15 protein-coding genes, 1 tRNA gene and 1 pseudogene are annotated in these 17278 nt (G+C 35.6%); 11 read left to right on the top strand and 6 right to left on the bottom strand.

The window, feature by feature from the left end; translation table 11 throughout:
- Nucleotides 1–47 precede the first annotated feature (47 nt).
- The 8 genes and pseudogenes from NDQ75_RS11625 to NDQ75_RS11590 all read left to right on the top strand — a co-directional run bounded on the left by NDQ75_RS11625 (nucleotide 48) and on the right by NDQ75_RS11590 (nucleotide 6151).
- Nucleotides 48–191 carry a hypothetical protein gene (locus NDQ75_RS11625; RefSeq protein WP_242513628.1) on the top strand — a complete coding sequence of 48 codons (144 nt, stop codon included), beginning with the start codon at nucleotides 48–50 and terminating at the stop codon, nucleotides 189–191.
- A 12-nt stretch (nucleotides 192–203) separates the two neighbouring features.
- Nucleotides 204–1826 (top strand): annotated as a pseudogene (locus tag NDQ75_RS11620) (ParB/RepB/Spo0J family partition protein); the annotation flags it as partial.
- A 241-nt stretch (nucleotides 1827–2067) separates the two neighbouring features.
- Nucleotides 2068–2286, top strand: coding sequence for a hypothetical protein (locus NDQ75_RS11615; protein WP_202027668.1), 219 nt, complete (start codon nucleotides 2068–2070; stop codon nucleotides 2284–2286).
- Nucleotides 2287–2344: 58 nt separating this feature from the next.
- Nucleotides 2345–2878 (top strand): hypothetical protein, encoded by a 534-nt coding sequence (locus tag NDQ75_RS11610; protein ID WP_202027667.1) that lies wholly within the window; start codon nucleotides 2345–2347, stop codon nucleotides 2876–2878.
- A gap of 37 nt (nucleotides 2879–2915) precedes the next feature.
- Nucleotides 2916–3602, top strand: a complete 687-nt coding sequence (locus NDQ75_RS11605) for a hypothetical protein (RefSeq protein ID WP_202027666.1) — start codon at nucleotides 2916–2918, stop codon at nucleotides 3600–3602.
- Between the two features lie 167 nt (nucleotides 3603–3769).
- Nucleotides 3770–4273: an imm11 family protein gene (locus tag NDQ75_RS11600; RefSeq protein WP_202027665.1), complete on the top strand. Its 504-nt coding sequence runs from the start codon at nucleotides 3770–3772 to the stop codon at nucleotides 4271–4273.
- A gap of 383 nt (nucleotides 4274–4656) precedes the next feature.
- Nucleotides 4657–5289, top strand: a complete 633-nt coding sequence (locus NDQ75_RS11595; protein ID WP_202027664.1) for a hypothetical protein — start codon at nucleotides 4657–4659, stop codon at nucleotides 5287–5289.
- A gap of 298 nt (nucleotides 5290–5587) precedes the next feature.
- Nucleotides 5588–6151 (top strand): hypothetical protein, encoded by a 564-nt coding sequence (locus tag NDQ75_RS11590; RefSeq protein ID WP_202027663.1) that lies wholly within the window; start codon nucleotides 5588–5590, stop codon nucleotides 6149–6151.
- Nucleotides 6152–6403: 252 nt separating this feature from the next.
- Here the strand turns inward: NDQ75_RS11590 and NDQ75_RS11585 are convergent, their stop codons facing one another.
- Together NDQ75_RS11585 and NDQ75_RS11580 are read right to left on the bottom strand one after the other, a co-directional pair.
- Nucleotides 6404–7624: a site-specific integrase gene (locus NDQ75_RS11585; RefSeq protein WP_202027662.1), complete on the bottom strand. Its 1221-nt coding sequence runs from the start codon at nucleotides 7622–7624 to the stop codon at nucleotides 6404–6406.
- Nucleotides 7625–7873: 249 nt separating this feature from the next.
- Nucleotides 7874–7958: transfer RNA gene (locus NDQ75_RS11580), tRNA-Ser, on the bottom strand.
- A 192-nt stretch (nucleotides 7959–8150) separates the two neighbouring features.
- On the opposite strand from NDQ75_RS11580, the gene NDQ75_RS11575 reads away from it, so the two are divergent.
- The 3 genes from NDQ75_RS11575 (at nucleotide 8151) to NDQ75_RS11565 (ending at nucleotide 11323) form a co-directional block, all read left to right on the top strand.
- Entirely contained in the window at nucleotides 8151–8780 is a 630-nt protein-coding gene (locus NDQ75_RS11575; RefSeq protein ID WP_202027661.1) for an NAD(P)H-dependent oxidoreductase, read from the top strand.
- Between the two features lie 84 nt (nucleotides 8781–8864).
- The gene (locus tag NDQ75_RS11570; RefSeq protein WP_202027660.1) at nucleotides 8865–10070 is read left to right on the top strand and encodes a DegT/DnrJ/EryC1/StrS family aminotransferase; all 1206 of its coding nucleotides are present in this window, start codon (nucleotides 8865–8867) and stop codon (nucleotides 10068–10070) included.
- Between the two features lie 116 nt (nucleotides 10071–10186).
- On the top strand, nucleotides 10187–11323 hold the full coding sequence (locus NDQ75_RS11565; protein WP_202027659.1) for a hypothetical protein: 1137 nt from the start codon (nucleotides 10187–10189) through the stop codon (nucleotides 11321–11323).
- Nucleotides 11324–11429: 106 nt separating this feature from the next.
- On the opposite strand, the gene ribB is transcribed toward NDQ75_RS11565, so the two are convergent.
- The 4 genes from ribB to NDQ75_RS11545 form a co-directional block, all read right to left on the bottom strand.
- Nucleotides 11430–12581, bottom strand: coding sequence for a 3,4-dihydroxy-2-butanone-4-phosphate synthase (ribB, locus tag NDQ75_RS11560; protein WP_202027658.1), 1152 nt, complete (start codon nucleotides 12579–12581; stop codon nucleotides 11430–11432).
- A gap of 22 nt (nucleotides 12582–12603) precedes the next feature.
- Nucleotides 12604–14037, bottom strand: a complete 1434-nt coding sequence (locus NDQ75_RS11555) for an LptF/LptG family permease (protein ID WP_242513626.1) — start codon at nucleotides 14035–14037, stop codon at nucleotides 12604–12606.
- 81 nt (nucleotides 14038–14118) lie between these two features.
- Entirely contained in the window at nucleotides 14119–14769 is a 651-nt protein-coding gene (locus tag NDQ75_RS11550) for a LolA family protein (protein ID WP_202027656.1), read from the bottom strand.
- 37 nt (nucleotides 14770–14806) lie between these two features.
- The gene (locus NDQ75_RS11545; RefSeq protein WP_202027655.1) at nucleotides 14807–17224 is read right to left on the bottom strand and encodes a DNA translocase FtsK; all 2418 of its coding nucleotides are present in this window, start codon (nucleotides 17222–17224) and stop codon (nucleotides 14807–14809) included.
- Nucleotides 17225–17278: the final 54 nt, after the last annotated feature.

Genomic DNA, 17278 nt, shown 5'->3' with positions numbered 1-17278 from the left:
TTCCGTTTTGGGCCGCTTGCCTATTGTTTAACTAAAATCATTTAATCATGGAAAAAACAGTAAAGAGCGTTGCCAAAGGGAAGAAAAGTACCTTGGCAAAAGGTGTAAACAAGCCAAGCAGAAATGGGGCGGGCGCAGTTGGACAGGTCCAACAATTAGAATTGGAAAAGATTATGGTAGATCCGGACTAGCCCAGAAAGACCTTCGATGAAGATTCCCTGAAAATGCTCTCCGATAGCATACGGGAACATGGGGTGCTTCAGCCTATTACCGTTCGGAAGAAAGGAAGGAAATTTATCATCGTGATGGGGGAGCGGAGGTACCGCGCTAGCAAACTGGCCGAAAGAAAAACGATTCCCTGTATTGTCATGGATTTTAAGGATGGCGAGGTTTTGGAAGTACAGATCATTGAAAACCTACAACGTAAAGAGGTTGAGCCTACAGAAGAAGCAGAAGCCATTGCGCATTTAAGTAAGGCTTATAGCCCCGGTGAAATCTCAAAACGCTTGGGTAGGACGGAAAACTTTGTAAGGCAACGGCTGAAATTGGCCGGGCTCATTGAAGGTTTTAAGGAATTTGTCCGCATTGGGGAAATGACCCTCTCCCTTGGGATCAGGGTAGCGCTTTTTGAACCTGGGGAACAGCAATGGATGATGGAAGCATTGGAGGGAAATTTCGATGCCTATAGGGTCGAACGAATGGTGAGGGACAAAACCTTTGACCTTTTGGAAGCCCCCTTTGATATCGGGGACGCCAAATTGGTGGAAAAAGCGGGCGCCTGCACCGAGTGTCCCTTCAATTCCGCCAATCAAGGGAATCTCTTTGGAGAGGATAGGATTGTCTGCACCAAGATAGCCTGCTTCGAAAACAAAAGGACCAATTCCCTTTTGAACCTTATCGATCGGTGCAAAAAAGACGGTGTCCTGCTTATCCCTGACTTTCAGAGCTATTGGGCTCGGGAGGGCGTCAATCAACTGATAATTTCCCAAATGGAAAACCATGGGTTTAAGGTTTACTTCAAAAATGACGTGGAGATAATGAGTAAGCCTGTAAAACCTACCATGGAAAGGATTAAGCAGGTATACGGTGATGCTACCTATTCGGTAGATGGGTTGAAGGAGAAGCTATCAAAATCCCTTGAGCAATATACCGAAGAACTGAAAATTTTTGAAGGTTCGTTGGACAATGGATACCGAAAAGGTATTGTTTTCCATCCCAAATCTTTTAAAGTTAAGGAAGCCTTGGTGAAGGTTCTCGAAGTGAACGATAAAGATGTTGGGAGTGTTTCGGTGCCTTTGGAAAAACGTAAAATGGCGGACTGTACGCCCGAAGAGCAGATAATCAAGATTCAGGACCGCGAGGTCCGAAAGAAACAAATTGAGAACAACCGTCAATTTGAAGAGGTTGTGGATATGGTGCGACAGAAAGGTTACATTGATGTACCAAAGGAACTTTCCAAAGATGAGATGGTGGCGTTTAGTATTTTGCTCTATGAGAACTTTGTGGATTATATGGATAGGGAAGAACATTTCGAAGACCTCTTTGGTAATAGTAATTCAACGGATAGCGGGGCCATGGCGGCAAACTTTAGAAAGCATTTCAGTACGGAAGTTTTTCAGAGATTGGTGAGGTACAGTCTTTCCAAAAAGGTACATCTTGGTGAAAGCAATCATACGAACAATCCTCTTAATATTTGCTTTTACCAAGCAGTGAAGGCTTATTTTAAAGAAGATGTCAAGAATATGGAAGACACCTATGACAAGGAAAGAAGGATACGTGAACGGAAACTGAAGGGAAGGATTAAGAGTCTTAAAGATACGTTTTAGTCCATTAAATATTAAGCCGCTTCAAATAATTTTGAAGCGGCTTTTTTTATGAAAATTTATTCGATAAAAAATCATGATTAAATTCATTAATTGAGTTTTTTTGAAGTGTATTTTTTTGTTTAAAAAATTGATTTTTAGTATTTTAAAACATAAAATTTAACTAAAAAAACGATGAAATACATGGGTAGAAAATATTTTGTGTCATAATTTAATTTACATTTGGCCAATTTATTTTAAAACTATGAAAACAACCATCACTTTAACCATTTTCTTTTTACTCACAATAAGTGGATACAACCAGCAGAAATTATCATTTAACTATGATACGGCAGGAAACCAAATTTTAAGGGAACGGGTTTGTGTCAATTGCTCTTCTGCAAAAAGCACACAAGCCAAACAGGACACTGTATTTCAGTCTCTTGATAATCTTTCCAGAAAGTTGGAAATAGAATATTTTTAAAATCGTAGTCAAACGAATTTTTCGTGGACAAAGAATATATCATATAAAGTTCCTTAAAATGAGAATATTATTATGGATTATTGCGATTATTTTTAATTCTATATTTTGCTTTGCTCAGTTTGAATTGGAAAGTGAAGTATTTAGAGTTGTCCTGGCGGATAACGCAATGAATAAAAAAATTTATATAAGTTGTGAAAAGCCACGGACTAGGTTTGAATATTTGGATTTTAATGAAAGCTCTGGACTTGAAGTGCCAATAGAAATAATTGAAGAACTGAATCGCTCTTCCGAAAAGAGCAGAGGAGGGTCTTGGGATTCGATCTTTCCTTTAAAGTCAGAGCTTGCATCAGATTATCTAAAATCTGAAAAATGTATATCAAAAGACGATATAGATTCATTAATGATTAAAAAGAATTACGACACTTCAATTTTTAACATAAGTGAACCAATATTTGATGAAAAATTTGAACATTGCATTGTTTCATTTACATGTATAAGGCCTAAAGGAAGTGCTTATGGCAGTTCGTATTTCTTAAAAAAGGTTTACGGTTCATGGATTGTAATCGCCGTTTTTGACTCTTGGATCTCTTAACCATTCTAATTAATTTACATAAAGCAGGGCAAGTTATTTGAAGTTCAAAAAAATTAAAGAAATGGGGTATTTCATTTTAACATATATTAACAAGTCTATCGGTAAAAGTGGAGAAAATTGTGGAACCAATTATGATTTACCTCCTGCATGTGCAGTATGTGGGACTTTTGCCCAAGTAACGGGGAATTTAAAAGTCAAATTTCCAAAAATAATCTCCAAAGATCTATTTCAAACCATTGATGGGGATTATATAATTTCTGAAATGCTATACCAGCAAGCGGAATTTAAAAATATTAATATGGAGGGTCTGAAAAAAACTATGGACGATAACGGGGATATATTGCCTTACTATCACTTACGTGGTATAAAAAGTTTGCCCCAGGCCAAATTAACCAAAGGTTTATTAATAGAAAATCAATGTTCAACTTGTAAAAGAAATGGCTATTTCAATGAATTAATTATGGGAAAGATTGAAAACGGCAGACCCACGGTAGTAAAGCCAGTAAAATTAACGTATAATGATCAAGTTTTTATAGATATGCAAGATTATGATATTTTAAACACTTGGGAGCATATGGGGCTATCCAATCTTGTAAATAATGGGAATATGAAGATAAGATATGCAAGACCCCTTTTGGTTGTCAGTCAAAAATTAAAAAACTTTTTAGAGCAATATGGCTTGCAAGATCTGATTTTCGAACCGTTACTCTCTTGCAAGTCTTAACTCCCTCATTAAACACATTTAACATAAGAATGTATTTTAAGGGCAACAATAAATTTTTCTTGTTAAGTAGCAAATTGGTATCGACAACCTTTCAAGCCTCTCCGATCAATTTAAGAAAGTTTAGTTTTGAATTGGATTATAAACCTTCTGAACCAGAGCGGTTGGCAATGGGAGATTATGATAATATATCTTTTCCAGTAACATTTGTACAAGATAATGGGGCAAAATTAAGGGAGGTTCTGGACACTGGTTATGCAAACTTATTTCTAATTTCAGAAAGATTAAAAAACATTCTAAATCAATATAAAATATCAGGCTGGTTAGACTTTGAGGTGGAGTTATTCAGTAAAAAAGGAGAAATAATTCCAAAATGTTATGGTTTTTCAGTAATTGGTCGATCTGGTAGATTAAATTTTGAGAAATCTGACTTGGTTGAAAAAATCTTGGTTCCAGGAGGGATACCTGCAATTTATTACAAAGGTCTATTTCCAGAAATGAAAGAGTGGGATAGATCGGACATTTTTATGCCAAAGGGAACTAGGTTCATAATTGTTACTGAAAAAGTAAAAGAAATTTTTATGAAGAAAAAAATAACAAACACATATTTTCAAACCATTAGCGAAGTTGAAATATTAGATTTAATCGCGAATGATATTCAGAAATATTCATGATACTATTCGTAGGTTTTTTATTTACCTAAATATTTGTACTCACTAGGGTAAAGAAAATACTTAGAAGTCTAATTCCATTAACAAGTAATGACAGTAAATACTATTATAGATAAATCATTGGATATGCATGTATAGGTCAAATTGACTATTTGTTTAAAAATGCAATGGATTTAAAGAATACAATGTTCGTGTATTACTATCATTTTAATTTGAATCTATAAATATTAGTTATTAAAACTGTTATATCCGTTAGATCCTAAATCGAATATGGGTTAATGTTTAAAATAAAATGAAAATGTCCATCGATGTCAATTGAACATAAACGGTGGTTCACTTTACTATGGTTTAAATGATATTTTTAAATAGTTTAAATACCTAAATTTATGAATATTATTATAAAGGGCTTTTGCATATTACCCTTATTGCTACTTTCATCTTGTTTTCATTTAAAGCAAAAGCCTTATTTTATTAAAAATGAGGGAATTAAACTATTACATGGGCCAAGAACGGATGGTTATTATTATAAAATTGTAAAAGATTTAAATGATAGAGAGAACGTTTATCCTATTGTCTTTTTATCTAATGGCCTTTTTAAAAGTAATGTATTCATTAATGAAGGACAAAATCAGATTCACAATATTAAATATGAAAGGTATTGTTATTCGGACGTTTCAATAGCGGAATTAAATGCTTTTTGGAAAACGGATTGTTTTTTAGCGAATTACGATTTGTTTACTCCCAAGAATTATAATTTTATAAGCAAGAATATCCAGCTTTATATGTGGGGTAAATACACCATGGACAATAAAAATTTAATTATCAGATATTATGAATTAGATCCAAAAGGAAATTTAATTTTGATGGGACTGGAAGCAACAAGAAAGGATAGCTCCTTGATTTTTTATCGAAAAATAGATTATGAGACAAAGACTTCAGTGGAAATCAATGAAATTTACCACTTTAGAGAGATGGATTCAATAAATCTAAATATACCGTCAAGGTTAAGTGGTTTATAGGACGTAAAGGATTGAAAAGAACCTTTTAAATGTCAAGGAGGTCATTACTATTGGATACGCGACTATTTATGAGTTAAGATTCATAGCAATTTTGGTAGTTGCTTCACAAATAGGCTCTATTACTTTCGAAACTGTATATGTTATGGATTTCGATTTTAATATCAGTCTTGGATAGCCATTGGGAAAGTTTTTAGCTTATGGAAGTGAAAAGAAATCATATGGTAATCGTATTGCTACTAGTTACAGCTTTTTGTAATACTGGATTATCCTAAGAAAGCAATAAAAAATACTTGGATATGTGCTACTTGCTTGGGCTGACCTATATCTCTGGGGATACACATATATTCCGAATGCAAAGAAAAAAAGATTTTTGGTAACATATTTTTACAGTGGTCAAAAAAAAGCTTTGGATAGCTTTATGGTAGGTATACCAAAATCTGGCTTAGATATCAATCGTTTTCGTGTTGAAACTCCTGATAACGATGAAAATTCACCATCTTTTATTTATTCCGAAAAATATATCGATAAATTCCATAGTTTTTACAAATTTAAGAAGATGGACGTGATGTATACTGATAAAGAAGACAAGGATTTTTACATATATTCAGGTCACCTGAAAATCAGTAAGTTCAAGACCAGAGAGCAGAAACTACAATTTTTAAAAGGGACTTACATACGAAATGGAAGTCTTGATGAAGAAGGAAATTATATTTTAAGATATCCTCACAATATTGTTCCTCAGTTTTTGGAAAGCACTGGGTCAAGGATTATTAAAATAAGGTCTGAAGAACTTATAGGAGGAGCACCTACTATTATATTTGAGCCCAGTGCTGAACTAAAGGAATTGATAGAAAAAAAATAATTAAAGTGTTATCTCTTTGGAAAACCTGAAAAAACATATGTTTCTATTATTTAAATGGAACGGCTACAAATGATTTCCAAATAATAAAATATACGGGAGAGGATTCAGGAGAGGATAGAAGACCTTAAAAATAAATAGCAGTATATTAAAATGGTCACATCAAAAGAGTCAGAAATAATCTGGCTCTTTTTTTTGTTAGAATTTAATGATGGTCGAATACACTATAGATAAAAATTTATCCTTTGACTTATTTTAATTGGTAATCCTAAGTTTGTTTTTTAAAAGGTTCATGTCGTCACTTACTTTTTTATCCAAAATTTTAGCATAATGTTGGGTTGTTTTAAGTGAGCTATGACCTAGCATTTTACTTACCGATTCAATAGGGACGCCATTAGAAAGGGTGACGGTTGTAGCAAATGTGTGACGAGCCATATGAGTGGTGAAGTTTTTGTTGATTCCGCTGAGATCCGCGATTTCTTTAAGGTATGCATTCATTTTTTGATTGGTTAAAACAGGAAGAAGTTTTCCTTCTCTACGGCAATCCGGATTATCTGCATATTTGTCCAAGATCATACCAGCTAAAGGTAATATTGGTATGTTACTTTTTGATTTTGTTTTTGTCCTGTTCGTTTTAATCCATTTTTCGCCGTCGATACCAATAGAAATATCATTATTACTTAATTTTTTAACATCAGCGTATGCGAGCCCTGTAAAGCAACAGAATAAAAAAACGTCCCTTACCTGTTCCAAACGCTGGACTTTGAAATCTTTGTTTAATAACGTACCTATTTCTTGTTGTGTGAGATATTCACGTTCTACATTCTTTAAGCGAACTTTCCAATTAAGAAATGGGTCTTTTTTAATCCAATCGTTGGCCAAAGCTATGCGAATAATTTTTTTGAAATTGGTAACATATTTTATTGCCGTATTATGGCTACACTTCCTTTTTGTTTTTAAGTAATATTCGAAACCGGTAATAAATTTGTAATCTACATCTACAGCGGGAATGTCATTTTGTTTCAGTTCAGTTTTAATATAATCTTCAACATGTTTTTTTGCTGTTCTGTAGCGTTCTGCTGTGCCGGCTGAAAAATCTTTGCCTACAAGGCTATCTACTTTGTCGTTATGTTCCTGAAATATGTCTAGGAGCATCTTGTACCTTTTGTTTTTTCCAAGATAGGCGTCTCTTAGGGCAACTGCTGTAAGCGCTTTTTCATTGGTAATAAATTCTTGATGTTTATTAAGAATGGCTGTTTTTACTTTAGTCAAATAATTGTTTAGCTCATTTATTTCCGGGTTGGAACCTCTTGCCATACCGGATTTTGCCAACCAGCGATCAGCTTCAATTTTTCTATTGACGCTGAATTCTGCCCTTTTTCCGTCAATGGTAATTCTCATGTAAATGTTACATTTCTTGTTTAAATCCGCTTTGGATTTTTTTATGTAATACAATAAGGAAAGTGAATTAATCATAAGTGACACCGAATTTTGAAAAAAAGGTACGAATTAGACACCGAATAGCAAAATTCAAAAAGCATCAAAAGGCACTAAAATAAAGGGGTTTAGAGCAATTCGGTGTCACTTAATCTTAAGTTTTTAGTGACACCGAATTAGTCCACTTTTTATTGATATTAATTCAATTTAATTGAAATGGTATAAAATGAAAAATCCCGTAAACACTGGTGGTTTACGGGATTTTGTTGGAGTTTGTTGCGCTCCTAGCGGAGAAAGAGGGATTCGAACCCCCGGAGGTGTGACCCTCAACAGTTTTCAAGACTGCCGCATTCGACCACTCTGCCATTTCTCCTTTGCGGGTGCAAATATAGAAACCTTTTTTGAATTCAGAAAGATTAAAATATACTTTTTTTATGGATTTATTATTACCAGTTGTAAATCAATTAAATGAGCTTGAAAATTCTTTTTCTAATCCTAGAAATAAATAACGATGAACAATACTAAATAATAGGTAAAACCTTACTTTTGTGTAAAACGAATCGTAATGAGTATCATCGAAGCCTTGGAATGGCGGTATGCTGTTAAAAAATTTGATAACGAAAAATTGTTGGCAGACAGTAAAGTGAATACCTTGAAAAAGGCGTTTAACTTAACTGCAACTTCTTATGGGTTACAACCCGTTACTTTGTTGATTGTTTCGGATAAAAGAATTCAAAAGAAACTCACCGCCAGTTCTTGGAATCAAAAACAGGTGGAAAATGCTTCACATGTATTAATTCTTTGTATTCAAGATGAAATAAATGAAACGTATATAAAACGCTATTTTGAGCGGGTGAAACATGTTAGAAATACTCCTGATGAAGTGTTGGAACCTTTTCAGGATTTTCTTATTAAGGACTTCAAAAAGAAAACCGTTGAGGAGATTAAAAATTGGGCGAAAAATCAAGCGTATTTGGCTTTAGGAAATTTGTTGACAGTTTGCGCTATCGAAGGTATTGATGCTTGTCCTATGGAAGGTTTTTCACCAGATGAATATGACGAAATATTACAATTAAAAGAGAAAAATTTAAGCTCAGTTTTGGTACTTCCCGTGGGATACCGCGCCGAAGATGATATGTTTGCTAATTTCAAGAAGGTTCGTAAACCGTTAAAAGACAGTGTGATTGATTTTTAGTGAAACACTTTAATAAAAGTTTACCAGTGAACTTTTTTCGACATAAAGCTTTTGGTTAACTTTGTATAAAATAAATTATTTTTTATGCCAGGATTTGAACTTTTTGGGGATCAGGAACGTAAGCAGGTAAACGATGTTTTAGAGAGCGGTGTTTTAATGCGATATGGTTTCGACGGAAATAGAAACGGACATTGGAAAGCCTTGGAGCTAGAAAAGGCTATTGCCAAAAGAATGCAGGTTGAACATGCGCAGTTGGTAAGTAGCGGAACTTCCGCTTTAACCGTTGCTTTGGCGAGTGCTGGAATAGGCGCAGGTGATGAAGTTATTATGCCTACATTTACTTTCGTTGCTAGTTTTGAATCCATTGTTGCAATTGGTGCTGTACCTGTTTTGGTTGATGTTGATGATACTTTGACGTTGGATCCGAAGAAAGTTGAGGAAGCGATTACTGAAAAAACAAAAGTGGTTATGCCTGTGCACATGTGCGGTTCCATGGCTGATTTGAAAGCGCTGGCTTCTCTGTGCAAGAAATACAATTTATTATTATTGGAAGATGCCTGTCAGGCTATTGGCGGTAGTTTTGAAGGAAAGCCCTTAGGAAGCTATGGAGACTTAGGATGTTTTTCTTTTGATTACGTAAAGACGATTACCTGTGGTGAAGGAGGGGCCGTAATTACCAATAATGAACGTTATAAAACCAATGCCGATCATTACTCCGATCACGGTCATGATCATGTTGGGAATGATAGGGGAGCGGAAACACATCCGTTTTTGGGATATAATTTTAGGATATCTGAATTAAACGCAGCTGTTGGCTTGGCTCAAATCGCAAGATTGGATGAGTTTATTGAAATTCAGAAAAAAAATTACACCATTTTAAGAAACGCGATTGAAAATGTAGAGGGCGTTACCATGCGAAAGGTACCTGAAGGAGGCGTGGAAAACTATTCCTTCTTAACATTTTTTATGCCAGATGAAGCAACCGCCAGAACGACACAAAAAGAATTGGTTGCCAATGGTGTGGATGGATGTTTTTATTGGTTCGACAATAATTGGCATTACATCAAGAAATGGGATCACTTAAAAGATCTAAAGAGTTTAGGAAAACTTCCGGAGGAGGTGAAAAATGGGCTACCTGATTACCACAAAGCAGATTTTAGCCAATCGGATAAATGGTTAGGTCGTTCTATTTCGGTACTTATCAAGCTTAGTTGGACAGAGGAAGAGGTTAAACAAAGAGCAGAAAGAATGAAAAATGTACTGGAAAGTGTGCCGGAAACGGTTAAATAACTGAATAAGTAACGATTATAAAAAAAGCAGCTTTAATTAGCTGCTTTTTTTTTGAAATCTGAAAAAGATATTATTTAATTTTATTTATTTGCTCGTCCGTTAAAAAAGTTTCAATTATGAGCAAAAATCTTTTACTTTTTCTTCTTCTTATACTAAACACGACATTTATTTTTTCTCAATCAGATGAAAAGGAGCATGTTGTAGATATACTGGATGTAAACGAAATCCAACCTATAAATACATCATTTAGAATAACTGAGGTAATAGACAATAGGATCTATAAAAATAATATCGGTTTCGCGCAAAAAGGAATGTTTAATAAAAATGTCACCGCTGTACTTACTGATAGTTTACACAGCGTTTTAATGAGTTATTTTGAAAAACTTTTTTCTGAAAGTGAATCGAACGAAGAGCTTACATTACGTATTAATCAATTTTTAATTTCGGAGCATACCACAGCGTTTAGTGAAACGGGAACCGTAATTTTGAATATGGATTTTTTGAAAAAAATAGATGAGAAGAAATATTATTTGTTAGACTCTTATGTAAATAGTATAAGCCATAATGCTGCTATCGATGCGACCTCGAAACATGATGATAGGATACGTGAAATCCTACATGAGGCATTTATTGGTTTTAATACAAAAAAAGATTCCATTTCCAATCCTACTGTAATTTCAATACTATCAGAAGTCCCTTCTTCCAAGATTTTAGCGGAAGCGCCAAAAGCTGGATTTTTCACTTCTTTTTCGGAGCTTAACAGCAATGAGGCTGTGGCATTTTCAGAATTCAAAGTAATTAAGGAAAAGGACGATAAGGTTTATTTTGAGAACGATTTAAAGGAATCTCCTCAGTTTTATGCTTTTTCCGATGGAAGTTCTATTTACATCAATTCGTCGGTTTACTCAAGTGATAAACATTACATTAAAACCAAACGGGTAAAAGATTATTTACTGTTTAATGATACATTTATCAATTCGGATAATACTGCTGCTCTGGCCACTACCTTTGGCCTAACAGGAATGCTTATTGCAAATAAGAATAATAACGTTTTATTAGATTTAAAAAGCGGTCAGTATTATATATTGAATAATAATAAAATGAAGAAACTGTTGAAAGGCCTAAATCCGAGTTTATATACTTATTATAAAATGAACGATAGGGATGTTGAAAGTATTAAGAAAATTTTGGATCATATTTTTGAGAATAAATCGGAGGAAATGGAAGATTTGATAGAAATAATCAAATCATAATCACCTATCATCTTTTAATTCAAATCAATTTAAATTTCAATTGGCAAGTAGCCAGTGTTCAGTTGGCAGTTTTTAAACCCAATTAACTATTCAGCCAAAGAAAGAACTAGTAATTCACATACTCCACGATTTCTAGTCCGTAGCCTATGATACCTACACGTTTTGTTTGTGTGGAGTTGGATAGCAATCTTATTTTAGAAATGTCTAGGTCGTGAAGAATTTGGGCACCAATACCAAAATCTTTGGCATCCATGTTTATTTTTGGCGCACGCATTTCACCGTTTGCCTGTAGTTCTTTTAATTCAGTAAGCCTTTTCAATAAATTTATAGAGTGACTTTCTTGATTGATAAAAACAATGGCACCGCGCCCTTCCTTGTTTAGTTGTTTAAACATATCATCAAGTTTTTTATCAGCATTGCTGGTAAGCGTACCTAAGATATCGTTATTGACCAAAGTGGAATTTATACGGGTTAAAATGGGCTCATCTGATTTCCAAGAGCCTTTCGTTAACGCGATATGTACTTGATTATTGGTAGTTTGTTTGTAAGCACGCAACCTAAATTTTCCGAAGCGGGTTTCTACATCAAAGTCTTCCTTTTTTTCAATAAGGCTATCGTGTTGCATTCTGTATGCAACCAAGTCTTCAATAGTTACAATTTTTAAATCAAGTTCTTCAGCAACCTTGCATAGTTCAGGAAGGCGTGCCATCGAACCATCTTCGTTCATAATTTCCACAATTACCCCAGCAGGCTCCAATCCTGCAAGTCTAGCGAAATCAATAGCAGCCTCGGTATGGCCTGTTCGTCGTAAAACACCCCCTTCTTTGGCTACCAATGGGAAAATATGTCCTGGTCGGCCCAATTCAAAAGGTTTGGTTTCCGGATTGATTAATGCTTGAATGGTTTTCGCTCTATCACCGGCAGAAATACCTGTTGTTACTCCGTATCCTCTAAGGTCTACCGAAACAGTAAAAGCAGTTTCCATGGGGTCCGTATTGTTGCCCACCATGGGGTGTAGTTCGAGGTCTTTACAACGTTTTTCGGTTAAAGGCGTACAAATTAATCCACGGCCGTGTGTTGCCATGAAATTTATCATTTCTGGAGTCACTTTTTCAGCTGCTGCTACAAAATCACCTTCATTCTCTCTATTTTCATCGTCAACAACAATAATAACTTTTCCTTTTCGGATGTCGTTGATAGCTTCTTCTATGGTATTTAATTTAATTGCTGATGTAGCCATTAGCGTATCTGAATTCATTGCAAATTTTTCTCAAAGATACTTATTTTGCAACTTCTGGTTTCTTTTTCTTTAGAAAACTGAAAAGTCCGGATATCTTGGATAACAAGTTTCCTATATCAAAAACGGCCTTATCTGCGGTAGCCTGTCGTGTAAGGAAAATTCCCAACGGAAGCATAATAGCCGTCGGCAACCAAGAACCCACAATAGGCGGGATGCTGCCGTCTTCTGCGTAGTTTTTGGCGAAAATCCCTATAAAGTGATAACTCAAGAACAAACCAATTGCCAATACCATTGGCAATCCTAGCCCACCTTTTCTAATAATTGCACCCAAAGGAGCTCCAACAAAGAAAAGTATGAAGCAAGTAAATGCCAACGCATATTTTTGATGCTTGGAAAGTATATGGTGATTGTACAATTTTGTTCTTCTGTTTAAATCCCATTTTTTCCCTTCAAGGGTAGATTTGGTATTTTTAACCGTATTTAGCGCCATATCTACCAACTGATTCTGCCTATAATCTTCTACAAGGGAAATAACACTATCAATATTCGTTTTTATAAGTGACTGTACCGCTTCTTTATCCTCAACGGTTATTTTGTCATTGTCTTTTTTGGGTCGGTTTACTCTGTTTCTAAGTGATAAATTAGAAGCGCCCGTCCGTTTATAAACGTTTTCTCCGAAATTAGTAAAGATTTTTTGGTTGTCTTTTTCCAAAGAATCAATGGCGTAATCTAATTCTGAAACGTTGAGCATTTTGAAGGTGTTCTTCACTTTTTCTTCCTCCAAATCAACATTGTTCAAATTGCTCAAGTCCATGAAAATCGTGTACTTTTCAAAACTTGCTTTAGCAAAAGGATAATTATCACGCTTGTCCCTGCTTTCAGCTTTTACGTCCTGATAAAAATTACCGTTGGTAAGCACGAGTTGAAGAATATTAGAGTTTTCATTACTTACCAATTCCCCATCAATCGATTTTATAACCTTATCATTAATGCCGCCATCGGTAAGTTGGTGAATAATTACATTGTCCAACAACTGATCATTATCCCCATGTTTTTTATCCACTTTCATGCTGAAATCTTCCCCAACCGTACTAAAGGCTCCTTCAGAAATAGCCATAGCAGGCTTCATTTGAGCGATGTTTCGTCTGAGGTTATACGATTTGTATTCCGCAGCAGGAATTACATTATTGGCGAAGAAGAAAGTTCCGATACTCAGGAAAGTAATAAAAATGATAAGTCCACGCATCGCGCGATTTAAGGAAATTCCCGAAGCCTTCATCGCCGCAAACTCATAGTTTTCTGCCAAGGCACCAAAGGTCATAATCGAGGCCAACAAAACCGTTAGCGGCAACACCATGGGGATTAGGTTGGGGGAGTAGTAAAATAGAAACTTTCCAACGATGATAAGGTCAATGTCTTTACCAGCAAATTCGTCAATAAAAAACCAAATCGCCTGAAAAATGAAAATGAACATCAGTATCACAAAAGAACTGATGAAATTATACAGAAACCTCGATAATATGTACCGGTCTAAAATTTTCAATGTGTTGTACGCTTAATTTTCAATAATGTAATACCCTAAATCGTCATATTTTGCTTTGTTGAAAGTAAACAAAGATTTAGAAATGGGCTCATTTGTTTTAAAGGAATTTACGGTGATGGTTGTTTTGGTTCCGTTAGAGCCAACTTCAATTAAATTGTAAATATGCTTGGTTTGCGCATCGATGCCCAACAATATTTTTTTGATTTCTGAATTACTATCGATGGGAGTCAAAGCGACGTATTGAATATTTCTTCCTTTTACGTTTTGAAGAATATCCCACTTATAGTTGTATCCTTTTTTATAGAAAGTAAGCATTTTGGATGGGGTAATCGTTCCTTCTTCACCATTTTCTCCGTTACTTTCGATAACAACTTCTTCGTTTTCAGGAATAATGGTGTAGGTTTTGTTTCCGTCGAAAATTTTGGTAGCGCCTAAATAATTGAACACGTATTTATCGCCTTGAATGGTAACATCTCCTTTAGTTTCTTGGTGGATGTTTTCAGCAGAATTGTCCAAGGCGTATTTAAATTCGATGTAAATATTGTCGTATCCTTTTACTTTATTATAAACTTCATCCAACAATGCTTTTGCTTTTGCATCGCTTTGTGCCTGGAGGGTAAAGGTTGAAATAAAAAGGGTTGCTATTAAAATTAGTGTTCTCATTATAAATCTGTTATTAATTTTTTTATTACTGAAATTATTATTCATTACTGAGCAATTGCTCTAAAGCCGCCATGTCCGTTACGAGTACTTGACGGGCTTTGCTACCTTCAAACGGACCAACAATGCCTGCTGCCTCCAGCTGATCGATAATTCTACCCGCACGGTTGTAGCCCAATTTAAGCTTACGCTGAAGCAGAGAAGCTGAACCTTGTTGGGCTATAACAATCACTTCCGCGGCTTCTTTAAACAAAGCGTCGCGTTCGGATATATCTACATCAAGTCCTGTGCCAGAGTCCTCGCCGACATATTCTGGCAGGATATGGGCATCTGGATAGGCTCGTTGTCCGCCAATATAGTCGGTAATTTTTTCAACTTCTGGAGTGTCAACAAAGGCACATTGTAGTCGGGTAAGGTCGTTACCTTGTGTGTAAAGCATGTCACCACGTCCAATCAATTGATCGGCTCCTGGGGAATCCAAAATGGTTCTGGAATCTATTTTAGACGTAACTCTAAATGCTACTCGTGCAGGGAAATTGGCCTTAATAATACCGGTAATCACATTCACCGAAGGTCTTTGTGTTGCAATAATCAAGTGAATCCCGATTGCCCTTGCCAATTGCGCCAATCGAGCGATAGGAGTTTCTACTTCTTTTCCCGCCGTCATTATTAGGTCGGCAAACTCATCAATTACCAAAACGATATACGGTAAGAACTGGTGTCCGTCATTCGGATTCAGTTTTCTAGCTTTAAACTTCGCATTGTATTCTTTAATATTTCTCACCATGGCATTTTTCAAAAGCTCATAGCGATTGTCCATCTCGATACAAAGAGAATTTAAAGTATTTATCACCTTAGTGTTGTCGGTAATAATTGCTTCTCCGCTATCTGGTAATTTAGCCAAAAAGTGTCGTTCAATTTTGTTGAAAAGGGTAAGTTCTACCTTTTTTGGGTCGACCAACACAAATTTTACTTCCGCAGGATGTTTTTTGTACAATAAAGAAGTAAGAATCGCATTTAATCCAACTGATTTACCTTGTCCCGTGGCACCGGCCATTAACAAGTGTGGCATTTTAGCAAGGTCCACTACAAAAGTTTCATTGCTGATGTTTTTCCCGAAAGCAATGGGAAGTTCCATTTCTGCAGATTGAAACTTTTTGGAAGCAATTACCGAACGCATCGAAACGATGGTAGCGTTTTTATTAGGCACTTCAATACCAATGGTACCTTTACCGGGTATTGGCGCAATAATCCGTATTCCCAGAGCAGCAAGCGAAAGGGCAATATCGTCTTCTAAATTTTTTATTTTGGATATTCTAACCCCAGCGGCCGGCACTATTTCGTAAAGTGTAACCGTTGGCCCAATGGTAGCTTTAATTTGGGAAATTTCAATTTTATAATTCTTGAGCGTGTCAACAATTTTATTTTTATTTTCCTCCAGCTCTTCCTGATTGATGGTAATACTTCCTGCACCATAATCGTTTAGGAGTTCCAGCGTGGGGAATTTATAATTGCTCAATGCTAATTTCGGATCGAATTCCCCAAAATCCTTTACCAATTTTTCGGCAAGATTGTCTGTTTCTTCCTTTTCTTCTTCAACAGTTTCCACCTCCATTTGCAGGTCGCTGGTGTCATCTTCAATCGTTTCGCGTTTTATGGTGCTAATCGGGGTACTTTCCTCTTCGTCTTCAGCTATTTTTACTTCAAAGGAGTTTTCAATATCGACATCCGAGGTCGTATCAACAGTCGCCTCATTAACGTGAGTGACTTGAGCAGTTTCGTTTTGCGTGATTACTTCAGAAGGCGTTTCTTCCGTTGTATCTGTTTCCGCTTTCGTTTTATTGTTTTTAAAAGCCGCTTTAAACTCTTCTTGTGTAGTGTAGAAAAGAGAGGCAATTTTTTGCGGTGTAACGCCCAGCCTTACGACGGCATAAGTGATGAATACAAAGAAAAGCAGTAGAGCAAGACCGATATTTCCAATGTAAGCTCTTAGGAAATCATTCATTTCAAAGCCTACCACGCCACCGAGAAGGGGAGCGCTTTCAGAAAAGAATCCGAAGAGAATAGCCAACCAAATGCTAATAATAATACCCCAAAACCAGCGGTTAAAAAGTTTTTTTGGACTGTAATTCAAAAACAGATAGAAACCTGTTTGAAACAGAAGGATGGGGAATATAAAAGCAGCTATACCCACTCCTTTATAAATAAAGAAATGGCTAACGGAGGCTCCGAATTTATTCAACCAATTTTTAGCTTCCGCCTGTCGGTTGCCAAACTCTTTTAAAAGACTTTGGTCTTCTTGCCAAGTAGAGAAAAAGGAGACAAAAGCGATAAAACAAGCAATGCTGATGAGCATTAACAAACTCCCAAGAATTATTTTTTGTTGATTGGAAATCTTAAAAGTAGGAATTTTTTTATCGGAAGTCTTTTTAGTTGTTTTCGTCTTCTTTTTGGGCATTGGCTACATTGTGTTTAGTGGCAAAAATACAAATTACAAACGTATTGTTTCGAG

Source organism: Galbibacter mesophilus, assembly GCF_023721415.1.
GTDB lineage: Bacteria > Bacteroidota > Bacteroidia > Flavobacteriales > Flavobacteriaceae > Galbibacter > Galbibacter mesophilus.
This window is presented reverse-complemented; position numbering and strand designations above follow the sequence as displayed.